Genomic DNA, 16,974 nt, shown 5'->3' on the forward strand with positions numbered 1-16,974 from the left:
CCCGAGATCGTTGATCGCGACCACCTCGATATCGGTGCGTCCCGATTCCACGATGGCCCTGAGAACGTTCCGCCCGATGCGGCCGAACCCGTTGATGGCGACTTTAACTGTCATCTTGTTGTTCCTCGTTCTTAGATCAGGCTTTTGGCCGCATCGGCCACGGCTTCGGCGGTGATGCCGAAATGCTTGTAAAGCGCGCCGGCCGGCGCCGAGGCGCCGAAGCTCGACATGCCGACGAAGGCGGAGTTTTCGCCCAGCATCGGCGCCCAGCTCTGCTCGACGGCCGCTTCCACGCCGACCCGCGGGGCGGTGCCCAGGACGGCGGCCCTGTAGGCCTCGTCCTGCGCGGCGAAGAGCTCGAAGCAGGGGGCAGAGACCACGGCGGCCTTGACGCCGCCCTCGGCCAGCAGGTCCGCGGCCTTCATGGCGATCTCGACCTCCGAGCCGGTGGCGATCAGCGTCACGTCGCGCCCGCCTTCGGCCTCGCGCAGGACATAGGCGCCCTTGGCGGTGAGGTTGTCGGACGTGTGCTCGGTGCGCAGGCAGGGCAGGCCCTGGCGCGACAGCGCCATCAGCGTCGGCGTGCCGGTGGCCCCGGCGGCGATTTCCCAGGCTTCGGCCGTTTCCACCACGTCCGCCGGGCGGACGATGTTGATGTTCGGCATGGCGCGCAGCGACGCCAGGTGCTCGACCGGCTGGTGGGTCGGCCCGTCTTCGCCCAGACCGATGGAGTCGTGGGTGAAGACATAGGTCACCGGCAGGCCCATCAGCGCCGAAAGGCGGATCGCGGGGCGGCAATAGTCGGCGAAAACCAGGAAGGTGCCGCCATAGGTGACGAACCCGCCATGCAGCGCAATGCCGTTCATCGCAGCCGCCATGCCGTGTTCGCGGATGCCGTAATGGATGTATTGGCCGCCGTAATTGTCGCGGGTCATGGGCTCCATCGCGCCGGTCTTGGTCAGGTTCGAGCCGGTCAGGTCGGCCGAGCCGCCGACGAGGTTGGGCAGGGCGTCATAGACCACCTCCAGCGCCATCTCGCTGGCCTTGCGGGTGGCGACCTTGGGCGCCTCGGCCGAGAGCTTGGCCTTGTAGGCATCGATGGCCTTGCCCAGCGCGCCGGTGTCGGGCGCGGCGAGCGAGCGGTTGAACGCGCCGGCCTGGGCCGAGCCCAGGTGGCGGGCTTCCCAGGCTTCGCGGGCGGACTTGCCGCGGGCAGCGACGGCGCCCCAGGCGTCGTACACTTCCTTGGGCAGCGTGAAGGCCTCGTGCGGCCAGCTCAGCGCCTCGCGTGTGGCGGCGATTTCCTCGTCGCCCAGCGGCGCGCCGTGCACCTTGTGGCTGCCGGCCTTGTTGGGCGCGCCCTGGCCGATCACCGTCTTGCAGGCGATGAGCGAGGGGCGGTCGTCGGCGCGGGCGGCCTCGATGGCCTTGGCCACGGCCTCGCGGTCATGGCCGTCGACGGCCTGAACGTGCCAGCCCGACGCGGCAAAGCGGGCCTTCTGGTCGGTCGAGGTGGAAAGCGCGGTCGAGCCGTCGATGGTGATCTCGTTGTCGTCCCACAGCACGATCATCCGGCCCAGCCGCATGTGGCCGGCCATGTCGATGGCCTCGTGGCTGATGCCCTCCATCAGGCAGCCGTCGCCGGCGATCACGTAGGTGTAGTGATCGACCAGGTCGTCGCCGAAGCGGGCGTTGTGCATCCGTTCGGCCAGCGCCATGCCGACCGCGGTGGTGATGCCCTGGCCCAGCGGTCCGGTGGTGGTTTCGATCCCGTCGGCATGGCCGTATTCGGGGTGGCCGGCGGTGCGATAGCCGTGCTGGCGGAAATTGCGCACCTGGTCCATGTCCATGTCGGCGTAGCCGAGCATGTGGTTAATCGCGTAGATCAGCATCGACCCATGGCCGGCCGACAGCACGAACCGGTCGCGGTCGGGCCAGTTCGGCAGTGTCGGGTCGACCGACAGAAACCGGTTGTAAAGAACGGCGGCCACGTCGGCCATGCCCATGGGCATGCCGGGATGGCCCGAATTGGCGGCCTGCACCGCGTCCATGCTGAGGACGCGGATCGCGCTGGCCATGAGCGCCTCGGCGCCGGTGTCGATCTGGGTCTGGACGTTCATCGGAAGGCTCCTCAGGCGCGTTTGGATTCGGAGACGAGGCGATCGATCATCGGCGTCAGGATCAGCTGCATCGCCAGGTCGAGCTTGCCGCCGGGAATGACGATCGAGTTGGCGCGGCTCATCCAGGACCCCTCGATCATCGAGACGAGGTAGGAAAAGTCGATCCCGCGCGGGTTCTTGAAGCGGATGACCACGAGGCTCTCGTCCGCGGTCGGAATCCAGCGTGCCACGAAGGGGTTGGAGGTGTCCACGACGGGAACCCGCTGGAAGTTGATGTCGGTCTCGGTGAATTGCGGGCAGATGCAATGCACATAGGCATTCATCCGGCGCAGAATCACATCGGTGATCGCCTCGGTGGTATAGCCGCGGCGTTCGCGGTCGCGGTGGATCTTCTGGATCCATTCGAGGTTGATCACCGGAACCACGCCGATCTTGAGATCGGCATATTGGGCCAGGTTGACCTCGTCATTGACGACCGAGCCGTGCAGGCCCTCGTAGAACAACAGGTCCGAGCCGTCCTCGAACGGCGCCCATTCGGTGAAATTGCCGGGGGGCACGCCGTACCTGGCCGACTCGTCGTCGTCATGCACGTAGTGGCGCGTCCGGCCCGTGCCGGTCTTGCCGTATTCGCGGAACACGTTTTCCAGCTCTTTCAGCTCGTTCGCCTCGTAGGAAAAATGGCTGAAGCCGTGATTGCCGGCCGCGTACTGGCGTTCCAGCTCGGCCTTCATGTCCGCGCGGTTGAAGCGGTGGAAGGCATCGCCTTCGATCGACACCGCATTCACGCCCTCGCGCCGGAAGATCTGGTCGAACGTGTGTTTGACCGTCGAGGTGCCGGCCCCGGAAGAGCCGGTGACGGATATGATCGGGTGTTTCTTGCTCATTGGTATCCTCCAAACCTCATACGCGGAACAGGCCGCGGTTGCCGAACAGAGCGTTCACCTCTTGCTCCGGCAGATCGTGATAGGCGGCGACGCGGCTGACCTTTTCGGTCGAGCCGAAAACGAAGGGCGTGCGGGCGTGCAACTGGTCGGCGGTCTGCTCCAGGATCGGGTCCTGGGCGTTGGTCGCCTTGCCGCCGGCCTGCTCGATGACAAAACCGATGGGGGCGCATTCGTAGACCATGCGCAGCCGGCCCTTCTCATAGCCCTTGCGGGCGTCGCCGGGATAGAGAAACACGCCGCCGCGGGTCAGGATGCGGTGGGTTTCGGCCACCAGCGAGGCCACCCAGCGCATGTTGAAATTGCGCGCGCGGGGGCCTTCGTCGCCGGCGATGCAGTCGTCGATATAGGCGCGGATCGGTTTCGACCAGTGGCGGTAGTTGGAGGCGTTGATCGCGAATTCGCGCGAGGTCTGCGGCACCTGCACCGCCTCTTCGATCAGCACGAACTGCTTGGTGTCGGGGTCGAGCAGGTATTCCTGCGTGCCCTTGCCGAAAGTGACCACCAGCATGGTCTGGGGCCCATAGATGATGTAGCCGCCGCCGATCTGTTCGTTCGCGGGCCGCAGGAACGAGGGGTCGGCCGCGTCCTTGGCCTCGAAGATCGAGAAGATCGTGCCGATCGACACGTTGACGTCGATATTGGACGAGCCGTCCAGCGGGTCGATCGCCAGCGCGTAGTCACCCTTGGGGTCGAGCTCGATCACGACGTCCTGCTCTTCGGAGGCGTACCAGCGCACGTTGGCCGTCTGAAGCCGCGTCATGAAGGCCTCGTCGGCCATCACGTCGAGCGCCTTCTGGGCATCGCCGCCGGTGTTTTCGCCCACCTCTGCACCCAGCGCGCCACCCAGCGGGCCGCGCTGGATCGTGCGGGACAACTCGATGCCGACCTCGCAAAGCGCATTCATGAGGGGCTGAAGCGCGGCGGGGATATGCTCCAAATCCCGAAGAGGATTTTCGTTCTGCATAATTTTCTCCCGATTCTGACGGCGTGCTGTGCAACGACCTTGCTATCTCAGAACCGGGATCGTTATAGAATTTAAAAAGACCGAAGCTGCCTAAAGAGATTTTTAATGCCCAAGCCGGAAGCTGTCACTTTCAAGCAGTTGCGGGCCCTGAGGGCGGTGGCGGAATATGGCTCGATCACCGCGGCGTCCGAGGTGCTGAGCCTGACCGCGCCCGCCGTGCACACCCAGCTCAAGGCGCTGGAGACCCATTTCAACTGCAAGCTGCTCGACCGCTCGTCCCATGGCGTCACGCGGCTCACCCCGCAGGGCGAGGCGGTGCTGGTGGCCGCGCGGACGGCCGACACCGCGATTGAGGCCTGCGCCGACCATGTGCGGGCGCTGAACGAGGGGATGGAGGGGCTGGTGACGCTGGGCGTGGTCTCGACCGGCAAGTATTTCGGCCCGCGCATCGTGGCGCAGCTGCACAATGCCTATCCCACCATCGAGGTGCTGCTCAGGGTGGGCAACCGCGACACGGTGATCTCGGCGCTGCAGGGCGCCGCGGTGGACCTGGCGATCATGGGGCGCCCGCCGCGGGTGCCAGAGGTCAACGCCACGGTGCTGGGCCCGCACCCGCATGTGCTGATCGCCGCGCCGGGGCACCGGCTGTCGGACCAGGGGCGGATCGCGCCGGCCGGCCTGCTGGAAGAGACCTTTTTGGTGCGCGAAGAGGGGTCGGGCACACGCATCCTGACCCGGCGATACCTCGACAAGGTGGCGCAGGGGCGACCTTACCGGCTGATGGAGCTGGATTCGAACGAAACCATCAAGCAGGCGGTCATCGCCGGGCTCGGCATCGCTCTGATCTCGCGCCACACCATCGACGACGAGTTGCGCGCGGGCCGTCTGGTCGAGATCGAGGCCGAGGGCCTGCCGCTGGTGCGGCAATGGTTTCTGGTGCACCGGCGCGACACATCGCTGAGCACGGCCGGCAAGCGGGTGCACGACTATATCTGCGGGATGCAGGGCAGCTTTCTGCCGCTTTAGCGTCGCGGGGACCGGGCGAAAGCGTCGCATGGCGGGGGCCGCTCGCGTCTTACAGGATCGCGCGGCGAAACGTCTTGGAATTGATCCCGGCCGCGGCCTACCGCGAACCGATCCTGCGCCACGGTGGACGCGCCAACTGGATCGCCCTGATGGACCCGGACGCGGTTCAGCACGTTCTCATCCGGCACGAGACCCACCCGAAGTCCAGAATGCTGTTGAGGCCTGTGCAGCCGCGACGGGGCGGCAACCTTGCCGTGACAGAGGGGCAGGGGTGGCGCCGCCAGCGCAAGGCGTTGGCGCCGGCCTTCACGCGGCAGGCGCTGGCGCCGACAGGAGCCCGGTAATCGAGGCGGCTGCGGTCGACGCGGCCGGAGTCGGGCGCGACGGCCGATGACGTGAAATCCGGCGGTGCGGCGCGCTACGAAGATCTGCCGCGGCTGGGCTTTGTCCGTCAAGCGGCGAAGAGGCGCTGCGCCTCTACCCCCCGGCGGGCTTTCTGACGCGCAAGGCGGCCCGCGACGACGATACCGGCCCCTATTTCATTCCCAAGGGCGCCAACCTGATGCTGCCGATCTACGCGGTGCAGCGTCACGACCTGCTTTGGGACGCGCCGTCGGCCTTCGACCCCGATCGTTTCGATGTCGCGCACGCGGCGCGGCGTCATCGCTATGCCTTCTTGCCGTTCGGGGCGGGCCGCGCATCTGCATCGGGTCGGCGATGGCGGTGACCGAGGCGACCCTCAGTCTTGCGACATTGCTGTCGCGCTTCACCTCCGACCTTTCGCCCGGCTTTGCGCGGACGCCGCAGATGTGGGTCACGCTGCGTCCGGCCACCGGCATACCGCTGCAAGTGCGGTCACGCGCCGCCTGATGGTCAGTGGGGCCTGATGGGGAACGGACCGGCCTGGGCGGGCGCCGGCCCGACCCGTCCCGCGATCCAGCCGAGGCTCCGAAAGCGTTGCAGGGAAGGCCCGGCGGGCCGTCCCCAAATGGTGCGCGCCTTTTCGGACACGGGTTTTCCCCGTGGCCCAGATGTCAGCCCACGAAGGCCTTTTCGACCACGTATTCGGCGGGTTCCGAATTGGCGCCCTCGCGCAGGCCCCAGCCTTCCATGATCGCCATCACGTCCTTGTTGAAGTCCAGCGATCCGCAGACCATGGCGCGGTCGGTGGCCGGGTCCATCTGCTCGGCGCCGAGGCCGAGATCGCGGAACACCTTGCCCGAGGTTAGGTTGTCGGTCACGCGGCCCATCCACTTGCTCTCTTCGCGGGTGGTGGTGGGGTAGTATTTCAGCTTGTCGCCCACGAACTCGCCGATCAGCGGGTCCTCGGGCAGGCTCTCGATCAGTTGCCGGCCGAAATCCAGCTCTGCCACCTCGCGGCAGGTGTGCATCATGATGACCTCGTCATACTGCTCGTATGTCTCGGGGTCGCGCATCAGGCTGGCGAAGGGCGCGATGCCGGTGCCGGTCGCAAGGAACCACAGCCGCTTGCCCGGAAGCAGCGCGTCGAGCACCAGCGTGCCCACGGGCTTGGGCCGCAGGATGATCTCGTCGCCTTCCTTGATGTGCTGGAGCCGCGAGGTCAGCGGGCCGTCCTGCACCTTGATCGAATAGAAATCCAGCCCGTCATCCCAGGACGGCGAGGCGATCGAATAGGCGCGCATGATCGGCTTGCCGTTCTCGCCGGGCAGCCCGATCATCACGAACTCGCCCGAGCGGAAGCGCAACGAGCGCGGGCGCGTCGTGCGGAAATAGAACAGACGGTCGGTATAGTGGCGGACCTCGGTCACGGTCTGCGCATCGGGCAGAGTCTTGGTCCTGGGGGCGGCGCTATCGGTCACGGCGGTCTGCTGATTCATGCTGTTCCATGCAACGGGGCGCATGCCCCGCTCCTCTCGCTTCTAATGGGGCCGGCGGGGCGGGGAAAGCCCCTGGGCACATCTGGCGCGGCCCGCGGCCCTTCGGGGGCCGCCGCGCCCGCTTTCCTTGGGCGATATTCGCGATCGGCAGAGGGGCGGCCATGACACAGATCAACACCCGCGGTCGCACCCCTGCGACGCCTTGGCCCGGCTCTGCCCGCCGAAATGCATGGTTTCCCTTGAGACCTGCGTCTTCATCGGTGATAGTCTAACGCCGCCGCCTACGGGGGGCGTCAGAACCCAAATGGTTATCTGGGAGGATACCGCATGAAATTCCTGACCGCTGCCGCCGCTGCCGTGGCGCTGTCTTTTTCTGCCGGCGCTGCGCTTGCACAGTGCGACGATGGCGAAATGGTCATCAAGTTCAGTCACGTCACCAACACCGACCGTCACCCCAAGGGCATCGCAGCCTCGCTGCTGATGGAGCGGGTGAACGAGGAGATGAACGGCACCGCCTGCATGGAGGTCTACCCGAACTCCACGCTTTACAACGACGACCAGGTGCTCGAGGCGATGCTGAACGGCGACGTGCAACTCGCCGCCCCGTCGCTGTCCAAATTTGAGAAATACACCAAGCAGTTCCGCATCTTCGACCTGCCGTTCATGTTCAAGAACATCGAGGCGGTCGACGCATTCCAGGCCTCGGAGACCGGCCAGGCGATGAAACAGTCGATGATGCGCCGCGGCCTGCTGGGCCTGCAGTTCTGGCATAACGGGATGAAGCAGTTCTCGGCCAACAAGCCGCTGATCGAGCCCTCGGATGCCGAGGGGCTGAAGTTCCGCGTCCAGACCTCGGACGTGCTGGTCGCGCAGATGGAGGCCCTGGGCGCCAGCCCGCAGCCGATGGCCTTCTCCGAGGTCTACGGCGCGCTGCAGACCGGCGTCGTCGACGGCCAGGAGAACACCTGGTCGAACATCTACGGCCAGAAATTCTTCGAGGTGCAGGACGGCATCACCGAGACCAATCACGGCATCATCGACTACCTGCTCGTGACCTCGGTCGAATGGTGGGACGGGCTCGACCCTGAGGTGCGCGGCCAGCTCGCGACGATCATCCAGGAGGTGACCGAGACCCGCAACGCCGAGGCGTATGCGGTGAACCAGGAGGCCAAGCAGGCGATCATCGACGCCGGCTCGGAGGTGCGCCAGCTCACGCCCGAGCAGCGCCAGTCCTGGGTCGACGCGATGAAGCCCGTCTGGGAGCAGTTCGAGGGCGACGTGGGCGCCGAGAACATCGCTGCGGCGCAAGAGATCAACGCCTCCAGCTGAGGCGACAAAGCAAACCGGCCCGGCCCCGGGGCAGCCGCTCCGGGGCCGGTGTCCGCTTAGTCGACCGGTTCGTCTGAGGGAGTGGAAAGATGAGCGGAACCTATCGCGCAGATACCGCCCTCGGTCGCGCCGTGCATGCCATAGAGGAAAACCTGATTGCCGCGTTTTTGGGGGCGATGGTGCTGGTCACCTTCGTCAACGTGGTTCTGCGGTACATCTTCAACACCGGGCTGATCTGGGGGCTGGAGGTCACGCTGGTGCTGTTCGCCTGGCTGGTGCTCTTCGGCATCGCCTACGGGTTCAAGATCACCATGCACCTGGGCGTCGACGCGCTGATCAACGCGCTGGGGCCGGGCCCACGCCGCGCGCTGGCGCTGACCACGGTGTCGATCTGCCTGGTGTACGCGCTGCTGATGATGAAGGGCGCCTACGATTACTGGGCCCCTTATGCCAACCTCGCGCCGACCTCCGGGCGCTGGTTCCCCACTGGATTCGAAGAGATGAAGCCGTGGGATTACCGCGGCTACGTACCGACCGAGCGCATCCCGATGCCCGAGATCGTTCGCGCGCCGATCGAGGCCCTGTTCCTGCCCGAGGGCGAGGAGCCCTATGAAAAGCTGCCCGTGGCGGTGCCCTACACGATGATCCCCATCGCCGTGGCGCTGATGGTGTTCCGGCTGATCCAGGCCGCGGCCCGGATAATCTCGGGGCGGCAAAGCGGCATGATCGTCAGCCACGAAGCCGAAGAAGCGGTCGAAAAGGCCGCCCACAAGGAGGGGTGAGCCCCGATGGATGTCGCCCTTCTGTTCGCAATGGTGGTGGGTCTGCTGCTGATCGGCGTGCCGATCGCGGTGTCGCTCGGCCTGAGTTCGATCATCTTCCTGCTGGTGTTCTCGGAAACCTCGCTGGCCTCGATCGCGCAGTCGCTCTATCAGGCCATGGCGGGGCATTACACGCTGCTGGCGATCCCGTTCTTCATCCTGGCCTCGAGCTTCATGTCGACGGGCGGCGTGGCGCGGCGGATCATCCGGTTTTCCATCGCCTGCGTGGGCCATCTCAGGGGCGGGCTGGCGATTGCCGGTGTCTTTGCCTGCATGATGTTTGCCGCGCTGTCGGGCTCTTCGCCGGCCACCGTGGTCGCCATCGGCTCGATCGTCATCGCGGCGATGCGCAAGGTGGGATACACCAAGGATTTCGCCGCCGGGGTGATCTGTAACGCCGGCACGCTGGGTATCCTGATCCCGCCCTCGATCGTGATGGTCGTCTATGCCTCGGCCACCGACGTGTCGGTGGGCCGGATGTTTTTGGCCGGCGTGATCCCCGGCATCCTGGCCGGCGTCATGCTGATGGCGGCGATCTACATCATCGCCACGATCCGCAACATGCCCAAGGGCGAGTGGCAGGGCTGGGGCGAGATCGCGGCGTCTTTCCGTGAGGCGTTCTGGGGCCTGATGCTGATCGCCATCATCATGGTGGGCATCTACGGCATCCCCGGCGTGACCGGCGCCATCTTCACCCCCACCGAGGCCGCCGCCGTCGCGTCCGTCTACGCCTTCGTCGTCGCGGTCTTCGTCTATCGCGACATGGGCCCGCTGAAACCGCGCAGCGAGGGCGGCGCCCCGGTGCCGCTGTGGCGCCGGCCCGATGCGCTGGTCACCGGTTTTTTCCACCGCGACACGCGCCGCACCCTGCTGGATGCGGGCAAGCTGACCATCATGCTGATGTTCATCATCGCCAACGCGCTGATCCTGAAACACGTGCTGACCGACGAACAGATCCCCCAGCAGATCGCGGGCGCCCTGCTCGAGGCCGGGCTGGGCAAGGTGATGTTCCTGGTGATCGTCAACGTGATCCTGCTGATCGGCGGGCAATTCATGGAGCCCTCGGGGCTGATCGTGATCGTGGCGCCCCTGGTCTTTCCGATCGCGCTGGAACTGGGGGTCGACCCGATCCACCTGGGCATCATCATGGTGGTGAACATGGAGATCGGCATGATCACGCCCCCGGTGGGGCTGAACCTCTTCGTCACCTCGGGCGTCGCGGGCATGCCGATGATGCGGGTGGTCAAGGCCGCGCTGCCGTTCCTGTCGGTGCTTTTCGTGTTCCTGATCCTGGTGACCTATGTGCCCTGGATCTCGACCGTCTTGCCAACGGCGCTGATGGGCCCCGAGATCATCACCAACTGACCGGGGCGGCGTCTTGCCAAGACGGCAACGCCGCCGCCCCCAGGCCCCCGATCCGTGTTAGGATGCGGTTGGCCGCACTGGCGGCCGACGGTGAGGAGGACCCGGATGTATGTGGATGGATTCGTGGCGGCCGTGCCCGACGCCAACAAGGATGCCTATCGCGCCCATGCCGAAGAGGCCTGGCAGATCTTCCGCGACTACGGCGCCACCGCCGTGTGGGAATGCTGCGGTGACGACGTGCCCGAGGGCAAGCTCACCTCCTTTCGGATGGCGGTGCAGGCCAAGCCGGGCGAGACGGTGGTGTTGTCCTGGACGCTCTGGCCCGACAAGGCGACGCGCGACGCCGGGTGGCAGAAGATGATGGACGACCCGCGCATGGCCGACATGGGCGCCATGCCCTTCGACGGCAAGCGCATGATCTACGGCGGTTTTGCGCCGCTCATGGCCTTCGGCGAGATGTCGGCGGGCTAGGGCGCCCGCCGCTCCGGCCCCGGCGGTTTACGCCGCTTCCAGCGCCGCGATGATCGCCGAGAAATCGGCGGCCTTCAGCGAGGCCCCGCCCACAAGCGCGCCGTCCACGTTCGAGGTGGCGAAGATCTCGGCCGCGTTTCCGGGCTTGACCGACCCGCCGTAAAGCAGGCGGATGCGTTGTCCGTCGTCCCCGAACCGCTTCACAAGCTCGGCCCGGATGAAATCGTGCACCTCGGCGATCTGCTCCAGCGTCGGCACCCGGCCGGTGCCGATGGCCCAGACGGGCTCGTAAGCGATTACCACCGTGGCCCCGCTCACCCCTGCATCGGGCAGCGAGCCGGCCAGCTGGGTCCCGATGACGTCCAGCGTTTCGCCCGCGTCGCGCTGTCCTTCCGTCTCGCCCACGCAGACCACCGCGACCAGCCCCTCACCCAGTGCGGCCTCCGTCTTGGCGCATACATCGGCATCGGTCTCGCCATGGTCGGTGCGGCGCTCGGAATGGCCGAGGATGACATAGGTGGCGCCCGCATCCTTCAGCATCCCGGCCGAGATATCGCCGGTATGCGCGCCCGAGGGCTTGGCGTGGCAATCCTGCCCGCCGACCGCCACGGCGCTGTCGACCGCGGTGTGCCCCATGCGTTCGATCAGCGTCGCCGGCGGGCAGATCAGGATGTCCACGTTGGATGTCATGTAGTCCATGGAAAGCTGCACCACCTCGGAGAGTGCATCCCCGGTGCCGTTCATCTTCCAATTGCCTGCGGCCAGCTTCTTGCGCATGAAGTCTCTCCCTCGGTTCACCTGTCTCGGTGTTCCTAGGGCATTTCGGCGCGCGGCGGAACGGCCCTTTTGCGCGCAGGGCCGGCTCAGCCCCCGGGGGCTTCGTCCATGTCGCGGAACTTGATCGATTCGCCGCAGCCGCAGGCCTCGGTCACGTTGGGATTGCGAAACCTGAACCCGGCCTCCAGAAGCGAGACCTCGTAGTCGATCTCGGTGCCGAAGAGGAACATCTGCGCCATCGGCGCAATCGCCACCTTTGCGCCGTCCTGGCCCACGACTTCGTCCATCGGGTCAAGCTCCGAGACATAGTCCATGGTGTATTCCATGCCCGCGCAGCCGCCCTTCTTGACGCCGATCCTCAGCGCCGAGGCACCTTTTTGCGCCATCAGCTTTTCGATCTGCGCCACGGCGGCGGGGGTGAGTGTGACGGGGGCTTTCCCGGGGATTCCGAACATAGTCTACCTCGCGCTTTCCCCTTAAGAACTTAAGGGGCCGCGGGCGGCATCACAAGGCCAAGCCATGTCAGACTTTGCGGGGCGCCATTGGCAAGACGCCGGTTTTGCCTATGGAAAGGCAAACGCTGCGGCTAGTACAAAGGGCGGCCCAAAGACCGCCCCCCGTTTTCACGCCGCCGGGCCCCTCAGAGCCCCATGCAGTTGGCGTAGTAGGTCACCGTGGCGGGCCAGTCCGAGAACACGCCGGTGACGCCGACCTCCTGGGCCAGCACGTCCAGCAGTTCGAAATAGACGCCGTCATTGTCGGTCACATCCTTGAGCGACTGGAAGTACCAGCCGCCGCCGGTGGCCAGCGGGCCCGAGCGTTCCATCGTCCAGGTGATGATGTCCAGGCCGGCGGCCTGCGCCTCGCGGGTATAGGCCGAGGGGACGATCTCGCTGTCCTCGACGGTGACCAGCATCCACATCGGCGGCGCGATGTAGTTCACGCCCATGTCCGCCAGTTCCTGCATCGTCGGCTTGAAGGTCGCGGGATCGTTGGGGTCGATCAGGCCCTCATCCTCGTCCGAGGCTTCGTAGCGGTCGTCCAGGTACACCGCCTGGGCGCCGAATTCCGGCTCGTTCTCGATCCAGTAGAGGATGTCGGAGAGGTCGAAGGACTGGGCGAACACGTCCTCGGGGGCGACGCCCGCCGCCTTGTACTCGTCGATCATCTTCTGGGCGTAGGCTTGCTGGGTGAAGCCGTCGAAGGGCATCTCGACAGAGGGGCCTTTCAACTCGGGTGTGAACTTGACGCCCAGCGACTTGAACAGCTCGATCGACTCCTCGTGAGTCATGATCGTCGCGTCGTTCGCGTAAAGCGTGGTGCGCCAGTCGGCGACGCCGCCCTGAAACGCCTCGGGCGTGGTGGCCGATTTGTCGGCGGCGTCCATCTTGGGCGACAGTGACTTGAACTCGGCCAGCGTCAGCTCGGCGGTGCGGCACTCGGCGCCGGCCGGCTCATCGCCGTTGGCGGGGGTGAAGGGGGTGACGCATTTGCCGGCCAGATCGGTAACCAGGATGTCGGTGGTGGTCGCCAGGTCGTTCTGGGCGTGGCGGCAGACGAGTTCCTTGTCCTTGGTAAAGGTCACGTCGCATTCCAAGATGCCCGCCCCCATGCGCGCGCCTGCGACATAGGATTCGCGGGTATGCTCGGGGAACATCAGCGCGGCACCGCGGTGGCCGATGGAGAAATCCGTGCGCTTGGGCGTCTGGCCCAGGCAGGAGGCCAGCTTGTCCTTCAGGGGGCCGTCTTCCATCTTGTCGATCAGGAAGGCGGGGCGGGGGCCGTAGTCGATGGCGGTCTCGGCAACGGCCGGAAGGGCGGTCGCGGCCAGAAGCGCGGCGGCAGCGGTCAGGCGGGTGATCGTCATTGGGATCTCCGTTCGCAGGGATGGTTGAACGGTACACCCAATGGGCGCGATCTGTTACAGGGATGCGAAGCGGGCGTGACGCCTACATGAACCCAAGTTCCAGCCGCGCCTCGTCGGACATCATGTCCATGCCCCAGGGCGGGTCCCAGGTGATCTCGACATCGACCTGGCGGACACCGGCCACGGGCTCGACCGCCTCGGCCAGCCAGCCGGGCATCTCGCCGGCCACCGGGCAGCCCGGGGCGGTCAGCGTCATGATGATGCGCACGGCGTTCTCGGCGTCGATCTCGATCGTGTAGATCAGCCCGAGATCGTAGATATTGACCGGAATCTCGGGGTCGAAGACCGTCCGGCAGGCCTCGACCACCGCGTCGTAGAGCGGATGATCGGTGGAAGACGGCGTGATGAGGGGCGCCCCCTCGAGCTGTTCGCTTGGCTGGGCCATGGATCTCTTTCCGTATTTCTTACAAAAGATATAAGAAATCCCCGCGCCGCCGTCCAGAGGCGCCTTCAGTCGGGCACGGCACGCAGAACGGGCAGGTCGTCCTCGCGCCGCTCGATCTCGTAGCGCATCGTGACCTGGCCGAGGCGCCGGCCGTCGGCGCCATAGGCCTCGCGGCCGTTTTTGCCCCAGCGTGTCCATCCGGCGAGCGTGCCGTCGGGGGCGTAGACAAAGACGTCGCGCCAGGGGGCGCTCCAGTAGAGGAGGGGGTCGAACGGGGCGCCGCGCCGGGCGGCGTCGTAGTCCACCTCGGCCAGGCGGGGCGTGCCGTCGGGGCCCGGCTCGTAGCGGCGCAGCTGGTGGGCGGGGAAACTGACCGAGACGATCGCGGGGGCGCTCAGCGTTTCGCCGGTCTCGGCGAAGACGCCGATGTCGATCCGGGTGCGGCGCCGGGTCTGGCCGTCCGGGTCGGTCTGGGTCAGCGCCGGCTGCCAGTCCATCTCGATGCGCGCCCGTTCGCCCGTGGGGCCTTCGGGGGTGATGCGCACCCGCGCCGGGTCGCCCTGCAAGAGCACCCAGCGAAAATTCACCTCGCGGCCCCGGGGCGCGGGCATCGTCCGGGCGCTGAGCACCATCTCGCGCCGTCCGGCGTGGCCGCGCCAGAGGCGGGCGATGGCCGAGGGCGTGTCGTAGAGCCGCTCGTCGCGCGCCGCGAGGCCTGCGGCGGGGCCGAAATCCTCGGCCTCGACGGTGAGCCGGACCAGCGGCGGCAGCGCATCGGGTGCAAGCGACGCGGCCATTTCGATCATGCGCAGCGGGCGCAGCCGCCCGGCATCGAAGACCGTGGGGTGGGCGCGGCCCGACAGGTAGTCGTCGCGCGTCTCGACCCCGTCGAGGCTGCGGCGCAGGATCATCTGCAGCGCCGGCGCGACCAGCCCCGCCTCTTCCAGCGCGTCGCGGGTGTCGGGGCGGAAGGCGGCCAGCGTCATCGCCAGCGCGTGCAGGAAGGGCTTGTCCGAGCCCGACGAGCCCTGGCTGACGATCATGTAGGGCCATTGGGCGGGGAAGTGATCGACCGCGTCGTGGTCGCGGTGTTCGGGATAGACGTAGATGTGGTTCGAGACGTAGGTACGGTGGGTGCGCTCTGGCCAGCCGGGCGCGGTCATTGCCAGGCGCGGCAGGCTGCGCGGGGCGGATGAGCGGGTGATCGCGGTCGACGAGTTGCCGAAGACGATGGCGGGCAGCAGGATGTGCCCGGCCAGCCCGTAATCGAGGCCGCGGGATTGCAGCGCAGGGGCGTAGGCCAGCCGTGCGAGACGCGGGTAAAGCGCGCTCGGCAGTTGCGAATGGCTGTGGTCGCGGTTGTCGTAGACCAGGCCGGCGAACCCGGCCGCCTCGCCGTCCGCGATCAATGCGCGGACGCGGTCGGCGGCGGGCCCGGAGACCGCGTGCCGGATCGCCGGGCGGTCGAGGTCAGGGGCCGGCACCTCGACGCCCGGCGCGAGGAACAGCCCCTCGGCGGCCTGAAAGAGATCGCGCGGCGTGAGCGTGATCTCGGCCGCAGGGGCGATGGCGGCCCAGAGCAGAGCGGCGGTGGCGAGGGGCAGGGTGGAGATGCTGTGGGACATTCGGGTCGATCCGCTTGGGCTTTGGGACAGCACTCTAGGGACGCGCGGGGCCGAGCGAAAGGGCGCGGCGGCCGGGGCCGGGCCGGAGCTTGCTGTAAGTTCGCCGGAGCGATTTCGCGTGTGGCCTGGTCCGGCAGCCGCCACGGCCCCCGCCGCCGCGGGCTTTCCTTTCCGGCGAAATCGCCGTATCCGGCGCCGGGTCAGGACTAGCAGGAGCCACCATGGCACGCCCCTTCCGCTTTCAGCTTGAGGCCACCGACGGCGCGGCGCGCCGGGGCGCGATCGAGACGCCGCGCGGCACGATCCGCACGCCGGCCTTCATGCCAGTGGGCACGGCGGCAACGGTCAAGGCGATGCTGCCCGAAAGCGTGGCCGCCACCGGCGCCGACATCCTGCTCGGCAACACCTACCACCTGATGCTGCGCCCCGGCGCCGAGCGCATCGCCCGGATGGGCGGGCTTCACAGCTTCATGAATTGGGACAGGCCCATCCTGACCGACTCGGGCGGGTTCCAGGTGATGAGCCTGGCCGAACTGAGGAAGCTCACCGAAGAGGGCGTGCGGTTTCGAAGCCATGTCGACGGCTCGCGGCACATGCTCAGCCCCGAGAGCAGCATGGAGATCCAGCGCCTGTTGGGCTCGGACATCGTGATGGCCTTCGACGAATGCACGCCGTACCCCGCCGACGCGGCCACGGCGCGGTCCAGCATGGAGCTGTCGATGCGCTGGGCGGCGCGGTCCAGGGCGGCGTTCGGCGACCGCCCAGGCCATGCGCTGTTCGGTATCCAGCAGGGCAGCGTCTTCCGCGATCAGCGCGCGGAAAGCGCCGAGCGGCTGATCGAGATCGGCTTTGACGGCTACGCGGTGGGCGGGCTCGCCGTGGGCGAGGGGCAGGAAAGGATGTTCGAGGTACTCGACTACGCCCCGGCAATGCTGCCCGCCGACAGGCCGCGCTACCTGATGGGGGTGGGCAAGCCCGACGATATCGTGGGCGCCGTGGCCCGCGGGATCGACATGATGGATTGCGTTCTGCCGACGCGGTCGGGCCGGACCGGGCAGGCCTTTACCCGCCGGGGCGTGGTCAACATCAAGAACGCGCGCCACGCCGACGATCCGCGCCCGCTGGACGAGGCCTGCGCCTGCCCGGCCTGCCGGGCCTATTCCCGCGCCTATCTGCACCACGTCTTCCGCGCGGGCGAGATCATCGCCTCGATGCTGATGACCTGGCACAATCTGCACTATTACCAGGACCTGATGGCGGGGATGCGTGCGGCGATCTCAAAGGGGCGGTTCGCGGAATTCGAGGCGGCGTTTCACGCCGGGCGGGCCGAGGGCGACATCCCCCCGCTCTGAGGCGGGGAC

Annotated in this window: 17 protein-coding genes and 1 pseudogene; 8 read left to right on the forward strand and 10 right to left on the reverse strand. The window is 67.0% G+C overall.

Going from position 1 to position 16,974, the window contains the following annotated elements:
• The 4 genes from Ga0609869_RS17670 to Ga0609869_RS17685 form a co-directional block, all read right to left on the reverse strand.
• Positions 1 to 114 (reverse strand): glyceraldehyde 3-phosphate dehydrogenase NAD-binding domain-containing protein (locus Ga0609869_RS17670; RefSeq protein WP_281273244.1); only part of this gene is annotated, 114 nt, incomplete at its 3' end.
• Between the two features lie 17 nt (positions 115 to 131).
• Complete coding sequence (gene tkt / locus Ga0609869_RS17675) at positions 132 to 2,120, reverse strand: transketolase (RefSeq protein WP_125403326.1); 1,989 nt, start codon at positions 2,118 to 2,120, stop codon at positions 132 to 134.
• 11 nt (positions 2,121 to 2,131) lie between these two features.
• The gene (locus Ga0609869_RS17680) at positions 2,132 to 3,004 is read right to left on the reverse strand and encodes a phosphoribulokinase (protein ID WP_125403327.1); all 873 of its coding nucleotides are present in this window, start codon (positions 3,002 to 3,004) and stop codon (positions 2,132 to 2,134) included.
• Positions 3,005 to 3,020: 16 nt separating this feature from the next.
• On the reverse strand, positions 3,021 to 4,028 hold the full coding sequence (locus Ga0609869_RS17685; RefSeq protein WP_125403328.1) for a class 1 fructose-bisphosphatase: 1,008 nt from the start codon (positions 4,026 to 4,028) through the stop codon (positions 3,021 to 3,023).
• Between the two features lie 105 nt (positions 4,029 to 4,133).
• On the opposite strand from Ga0609869_RS17685, the gene cbbR reads away from it, so the two are divergent.
• From cbbR to Ga0609869_RS17700, 3 genes and pseudogenes are all read left to right on the forward strand, one after another.
• A complete protein-coding gene (gene cbbR / locus Ga0609869_RS17690) occupies positions 4,134 to 5,054 on the forward strand; it encodes a LysR family regulator CbbR (protein ID WP_125403329.1) in 921 nt (306 codons plus the stop codon).
• Between the two features lie 74 nt (positions 5,055 to 5,128).
• Positions 5,129 to 5,398: a cytochrome P450 gene (locus Ga0609869_RS17695; RefSeq protein WP_170168746.1), complete on the forward strand. Its 270-nt coding sequence runs from the start codon at positions 5,129 to 5,131 to the stop codon at positions 5,396 to 5,398.
• A gap of 152 nt (positions 5,399 to 5,550) precedes the next feature.
• A pseudogene (locus Ga0609869_RS17700) lies at positions 5,551 to 5,924 on the forward strand (cytochrome P450).
• A gap of 164 nt (positions 5,925 to 6,088) precedes the next feature.
• Here the strand turns inward: Ga0609869_RS17700 and Ga0609869_RS17705 are convergent.
• The gene (locus Ga0609869_RS17705) at positions 6,089 to 6,913 is read right to left on the reverse strand and encodes a ferredoxin--NADP reductase (RefSeq protein WP_125403383.1); all 825 of its coding nucleotides are present in this window, start codon (positions 6,911 to 6,913) and stop codon (positions 6,089 to 6,091) included.
• A gap of 327 nt (positions 6,914 to 7,240) precedes the next feature.
• Between Ga0609869_RS17705 and Ga0609869_RS17710 the strand changes: the two genes are divergently transcribed.
• From Ga0609869_RS17710 to Ga0609869_RS17725, 4 genes are all read left to right on the forward strand, one after another.
• Positions 7,241 to 8,242 (forward strand): TRAP transporter substrate-binding protein, encoded by a 1,002-nt coding sequence (locus tag Ga0609869_RS17710; protein ID WP_125403333.1) that lies wholly within the window; start codon positions 7,241 to 7,243, stop codon positions 8,240 to 8,242.
• 89 nt (positions 8,243 to 8,331) lie between these two features.
• Positions 8,332 to 9,024: a TRAP transporter small permease gene (locus tag Ga0609869_RS17715; protein WP_125403334.1), complete on the forward strand. Its 693-nt coding sequence runs from the start codon at positions 8,332 to 8,334 to the stop codon at positions 9,022 to 9,024.
• 6 nt (positions 9,025 to 9,030) lie between these two features.
• Positions 9,031 to 10,428 carry a TRAP transporter large permease gene (locus Ga0609869_RS17720; protein WP_125403335.1) on the forward strand — a complete coding sequence of 466 codons (1,398 nt, stop codon included), beginning with the start codon at positions 9,031 to 9,033 and terminating at the stop codon, positions 10,426 to 10,428.
• 105 nt (positions 10,429 to 10,533) lie between these two features.
• A complete protein-coding gene (locus tag Ga0609869_RS17725; RefSeq protein WP_125403336.1) occupies positions 10,534 to 10,899 on the forward strand; it encodes a DUF1428 domain-containing protein in 366 nt (121 codons plus the stop codon).
• Between the two features lie 27 nt (positions 10,900 to 10,926).
• Here the strand turns inward: Ga0609869_RS17725 and tpiA are convergent, their stop codons facing one another.
• The 5 genes from tpiA to Ga0609869_RS17750 form a co-directional block, all read right to left on the reverse strand.
• Positions 10,927 to 11,676: a triose-phosphate isomerase gene (gene tpiA / locus Ga0609869_RS17730; protein WP_125403337.1), complete on the reverse strand. Its 750-nt coding sequence runs from the start codon at positions 11,674 to 11,676 to the stop codon at positions 10,927 to 10,929.
• Between the two features lie 86 nt (positions 11,677 to 11,762).
• The gene (locus Ga0609869_RS17735) at positions 11,763 to 12,131 is read right to left on the reverse strand and encodes a HesB/IscA family protein (protein WP_125403338.1); all 369 of its coding nucleotides are present in this window, start codon (positions 12,129 to 12,131) and stop codon (positions 11,763 to 11,765) included.
• Between the two features lie 185 nt (positions 12,132 to 12,316).
• Positions 12,317 to 13,543 (reverse strand): glycerophosphodiester phosphodiesterase family protein, encoded by a 1,227-nt coding sequence (locus Ga0609869_RS17740; RefSeq protein ID WP_125403339.1) that lies wholly within the window; start codon positions 13,541 to 13,543, stop codon positions 12,317 to 12,319.
• A gap of 82 nt (positions 13,544 to 13,625) precedes the next feature.
• Positions 13,626 to 13,988 (reverse strand): SUF system Fe-S cluster assembly protein, encoded by a 363-nt coding sequence (locus tag Ga0609869_RS17745; protein ID WP_125403340.1) that lies wholly within the window; start codon positions 13,986 to 13,988, stop codon positions 13,626 to 13,628.
• A 65-nt stretch (positions 13,989 to 14,053) separates the two neighbouring features.
• A complete protein-coding gene (locus Ga0609869_RS17750) occupies positions 14,054 to 15,613 on the reverse strand; it encodes a hypothetical protein (RefSeq protein ID WP_125403341.1) in 1,560 nt (519 codons plus the stop codon).
• A 221-nt stretch (positions 15,614 to 15,834) separates the two neighbouring features.
• On the opposite strand from Ga0609869_RS17750, the gene tgt reads away from it, so the two are divergent.
• A complete protein-coding gene (tgt, locus tag Ga0609869_RS17755; protein WP_125403342.1) occupies positions 15,835 to 16,965 on the forward strand; it encodes a tRNA guanosine(34) transglycosylase Tgt in 1,131 nt (376 codons plus the stop codon).
• The last annotated feature ends 9 nt before the right edge of the window (positions 16,966 to 16,974 follow it).

Source organism: Rhodovulum iodosum (assembly GCF_041020385.1).
Taxonomy (GTDB): Bacteria; Pseudomonadota; Alphaproteobacteria; order Rhodobacterales; family Rhodobacteraceae; genus Rhodovulum; species Rhodovulum iodosum.